The 5,305-nt window shown below is 32.1% G+C and carries 3 protein-coding genes; 2 read left to right on the forward strand and 1 reads right to left on the reverse strand.

Annotated elements, in window-relative coordinates:
* On the reverse strand, positions 1–2,398 hold a 2,398-nt coding region (locus tag C6368_RS16805), incomplete at its 3' end, for a LamG domain-containing protein (protein WP_449374864.1).
* Positions 2,399–2,594: 196 nt separating this feature from the next.
* Here C6368_RS16805 and C6368_RS16810 point away from each other — a divergent pair.
* A complete protein-coding gene (locus tag C6368_RS16810; RefSeq protein ID WP_107040383.1) occupies positions 2,595–4,373 on the forward strand; it encodes a tetratricopeptide repeat protein in 1,779 nt (592 codons plus the stop codon).
* 698 nt (positions 4,374–5,071) lie between these two features.
* On the forward strand, positions 5,072–5,242 hold the full coding sequence (locus C6368_RS17345) for a helix-turn-helix transcriptional regulator (RefSeq protein WP_159038658.1): 171 nt from the start codon (positions 5,072–5,074) through the stop codon (positions 5,240–5,242).
* Positions 5,243–5,305 lie beyond the last annotated feature (63 nt).

Genomic DNA, 5,305 nt, shown 5'->3' on the forward strand with positions numbered 1-5,305 from the left:
TGTCAGCTTGGTTAATTGTTAAATCCAAAGTGATCGTTGAATCACAACCTGCTTGGTTTATATATGTTTCAACATACATACCAGAAGTTGTATAAGTTGTTCCGTTTTCAGACCAGATAAATTGTTCACAAGCTGTTTCTGTTACTGTACTTGCGTCAGATACATTTATAGTTAAATTTAAAGTAACAATTGAATCACAACCTGCTTGACTTACTAAAGTTTCTGTATACTGACCAGATGTAGTCAATGTCATTCCATTTGCATTCCAAACAAATTGGTCACAAGCAGTTTCAGTAGTAGCAGTTGTTGTAGGTGCAGAAATTGTTAAATCTAAAGTGATGATAGAATCACAACCCGCTTGATTAGTAAATGTTTCAGAATACTGACCAGAAGTTGTATAAGTCATACCGTTTTCTGTCCAAGTGAATGAGTTACATGAGATTTCAGTAATTGTAGTTATTTCTGGTTGAACTATAGTTAAATCCAAGATTAAGANAGCACTAACTTGTTCTACAGTACTTGTTAATCCAGCTAAAATTGGAGCACCAATTACAAAGTTTGAAGTTGAAATTGTTAGGTCAAAATTTTCTACTGTTCCAGTACCAAGGTTTGAAGATAAATCAGCAACAGTTGTGATTGCAGAATTGTCAACAAAAGGTGTTCCTTCATTAAAATTAAAGTAAGCAATTAATCCTGTAGTTTGAGAGCACAATTCTTGATTCATCTCTGCACTGATTTCAGTTTCTGTTCTAACAAAATCAAAAACTCTTACATCATCCATTTCACCAAAGAATTTACTGTTGTAATCTGTTCTGTCTCCAATAATAATGTTGATTGAAGAACCTGAGTTTACTGTTGTAATTCTACCTTTTCCATCTTCAACACCATCAACATAAAAACGTATTGTATCGTTGTCATTTGGATCATAAGTAAATGCCACATGATGCCATGTATCGTCATTTAATAGAGTAGTTCCATTTACACCAGCTCCACCTACTTCAAAACGTAGTTTTTGGTTAAGAATATTAAAGGTCGAACGTTGTCCGATAGCAAAAGTACCCCAATCAATAAGTGTGTTTTGGGAGGTTGTATTCGCAGTAGGAACTTTAATCCATGCTTCAACTGTCCTTGCTCCGTTTCCAGAAACACCACTTGTAGAAGTTGAGATGTAATCGTCAACACCGTCAAAGTTTAATCCAGGATTTAGATATGTTGATGCAATAACCGGAGTACATGCACTTGTGTCAACACATCCATTTAAAGTTATTTCCACCGCATAGGAACCGTCAACAGTTGCAATAAATGATGAAGCGGTTTCTCCAATAATAATTGAATTCCCGTTATTACAATCTAACCATTGGTAAGTTGCACCAGTTTGATCTGCGCTTAAACCACCTGAAGTAGCTAGTGAGGTAACATTAAGATCGATTACAGGAATGTCCAGAATTAATCTCAAAGTTGAATCACAACCATTCGAAGCAGTAAAAGTTTCGTCATAAGTACCAGAAGTTGTGTAAGTCATACCGTTTTCAGACCATGTGTACGCTCCGCAAGAAGTCACATTAGTTTCATAAACATTTACGCTTACGTTTACTTCTCCAACCACATAGTTTGAAAAAGCACCAGTCATGGCGAAATTTGTAAGTGTGTTTACTGCTGAAGGAGAAACTTCGTCAACAGCATTAGTTATTGCAGTGTTAGCTCCAGAAGGAACACCTTCATTAAATTTGAAATATGCATCTAAATCTGCAGGTAATGAACAAAGTTCACCATTCATGTTGTTTTGAATTTCTGTTTGAGTTCGTGCAGAAGACCAAAATCTTAATTCGTCTAAACTACCATTATAAGCCCCAACACCATTAGTTCTAGAACCAATTGCTGTGTTAGTGAAATTTGAAGTATTTATTCCTGCAAAATCACCCTGTGCTTCGATCACTCCATCTAGATAAAGTGTATACTGATTAGTAGTAGCGCTTGCATCATATACAACTGCACCATGGTACCAAGTTGAAGATGATAAATATGTACTTCCCTCTAAGGAAAGTCCACCTCCAATTTCTACACGTAAATGGTTGTTTTGTAGCTTAAAAGTAAAGCGAGAAAGATTTGTTGGCCCTAATCCATTTTCAGAAATGATCATTTGCTGTGAACCGAAATCTTTTTTGAACCATACTTCAATAGTTCTTGATGCTGCTCCCGTAACACCAGCGTAGTCGGTTAATATGATGTCATTGTTTCCATCAAAATTTAAACCGACTTGTGAATTCATTGCTCCAATTGAAAAAAATGTAAGCATGAATAAAAGTAATTTTTTCTTCATAATATTTTCGTGTTTTGTTTCAAGGCAAATATAATGGGTGAAATTGGTTGAATCTTTGTTTTTTGACGCTATATTCATTGCTGTAGCCTAGTTGTAGCCCTTGGTGTATCAACGGTTTGAGCATGTTCAGTTCATCATGTTAAAGTTGTTTTGATTGGATTTAATTGACCAATTATTTTCGCTTTTCGATACCTTCTTTCTTTAAATAGGTAATTGAATTTTTCAGCGGATAAGTATTTTAGATAAAGAAAAGGCTTATTTTAGCCAATGAATTATGAAAAAAACGGCTTTATATATTGTTTTACTTTTTTTTCTTTTATCGACGAATTTGATTGCTCAGGATGACCCATCTTGGTCAAAACTGAAACATAAGATAGAAAATAGCTCGTTAAACGAGGTAAAGAAAGCGTTTAATGAATTCGCAGAGGAGGCGATTAAAAACAATAGAGATGGACAACTAATTTCGGGTATATTAGAAATAGGTAAGTTTTTTAAGGACCACGGCGAATTCGCTGAACGGATTAAATGGTATCAATATGCTATTGATTCTTTATGTGATGATCAATCTGTGAGTTGTATAATTATTAAAAGAGACTTTGCATCAATTTATACCTCAATTGAAGAGTATGAAAAAGCAAATGAATTACTCATTAGTGGCCTAGAGTTTTTGAGTAAAAATGAACATATTAAAGCTGCATCCTTAAATTTAACCTTAATTGCAACCAACTATTATTTTCAAAAGAATTTTGACAAGGCCGAAGAATTTTATACTAAGGCTTTAGATGTTAGTAAAAATGGGGGAAATATTTTTTTCCAGATACAAGCGTATAATAATTTAGGATTCTTTTATAGAAATATTGAAAGATTTGAACTTTCAAATGAATCTTATAGAAAAGGAATCTTGATCATTGAAAATAATGCTGAGTTTTTTGAAAAGTACAGAACCCAACTTGAGCTGCTAAAAGGAAATTTAGGTGCTAATTTGATAAAAACTGATGACAAGGTAGAAGAAGGTATAAATTATCTACAACAAGAAGTAGAATACAATTTAATGAATGGAGAACTTAATTTAGCTATTAATTCAGCAATATTGATGGCAGAGTATTATTATGATCTTAATGAATTTGAAAATGCAAAAGTTATTTTAAATTATTGTTACAACAACCTTGAGAATAAGGTGAAAAATGAAAATATAACTTATAATATGTCTCAGCTATATTTTTGGTTTTTCAAGATTAATATTGCACAGGAGCGAAATTCAATCGCTATGAACTACTACGAAAAGTATGATTCTCTAAAAATCATTAATAATGAGAAGATTGAGAAACAAAGACTCAATATACGAAGGTGTTTGTTGGAGAATATATTTAACGCTCAATTGTTTAACAAAGAGCAAGAAATCAAATTAAAACAGAAGGAAAATGAAGTGCTATCACAAAGAAATAAAGATTTTATTTATCGAATTTTGATTGGCCTCTTTTCAGTTATAGTTCTCGTTGTCTTGGTGGTATTATATTACAGAAAGAGAGTTCTACTTATGAAAGTGAAAAAAGACCTCGCAGAAAATAAGTTTGAACTTGAAAGGTTGGAAAAACAAAAAGCGAGATTGGAACTTAATTATAAAAATAAAGACCTTACAGATTTTGCAATCGACATCTCACGAAAACAAGAGATTCTAACAGAAGTAAAATCAGAATTAAATGCAATAATTGTAGACATAAAGGATGATGAAAATGCTAAAAAATCCATTCGAAAACTTATTCATTATGCGAACAACAATTTACTTGTAGATGACCAATTAAAAAAATTTCAAGACAACGTTGAAGAAGTGAATCATAAATTTTTAGACCTATTATCTAAAAAATATCCAGACCTAACAGAATTAGATAAAACCATATGTGGGTTAATTCGACTTGGCTTGTCAAATAAAGAAATAGCTTCTATGAGAAATGTAAGTTATAAAGCCATTAAAATGTCTCGTTATCGATTACGTAAAAAACTAGGATTAAGTGAGGATGTAAATATTGTAGAGTTTTTAAAATCTATAGGTTAGTGCGAATTAATCACTTTTTTGAAATTAAAAAGGCTGCCCTTATGAGAGACAGCCCTTTTGTTTAACTATAAAAAAAAATGTGTTTTGAAAATCATTCTGTCCATGACGAGACATATTGTAACACATCTACTTATAAAAAACGTTTAATGTTTTTATGAATGTTTGATTTTGACCTTACATCATTTCAAATTTTATCAAAAGAATGATTTTGTCGCTTTGATTACTACATTTACCCAAAAAGAAATGATTTCAAGAGACGGTTCAATTGTTTTATTGCTGTTTGTTTGGTGCAAATGTATGCAACAGAAAGTGGTTAAGCGCTAGGAAAATAGAACAAATTAAACGATGTAGCCCCAATGTAGTCTTGTTATGTTCTTTCAATTTTCATGATTGCTTCTTCTTACATTTTGCCATTCTATATCGTAAAAGCGAATTTAATTCATGACAAAAAAGAGTATCTTCACTGATTTCGCAATTGATATTTCTAGAAAGTAAAAAGTATTGGGAGAAATTAAAACTAAACTCAATGAAATTATAAATGTTTCTCAAGAGGGGGATTCCAAAGTTTTAGTTAGAAACTCAATCCAGTAACAACCTTTTCGTAGATGACCAATTGAAAAACTTTCAAGAAAATGTTGAAGAGGTCAATTATAAATTTTTAGATTAATTGCAAAAAATTATATCCAGAACTAACAGGATTGGATAAGAATATATGTGGATTAATTCGACTCGGATTATCGAATAAGGAAGTTGCATCTATGAGAAACGTAAGCTATAAAGTAATTAGAATGTCGCGCTATAGACTGCGGAAAGAGCTTGGTTTAAAAGAAGAGGTGAATATAGTTGAGTTCTTAAAATCTAGTGAATAAGCATTCATAATGAAAACCTAAAAATTTTCATATAATAAAAACGGGCTGCCCATGAAGAGACAA

The sequence above is a fragment of the Brumimicrobium mesophilum genome (assembly GCF_003025005.1).
GTDB lineage: Bacteria > Bacteroidota > Bacteroidia > Flavobacteriales_D > Crocinitomicaceae > Brumimicrobium > Brumimicrobium mesophilum.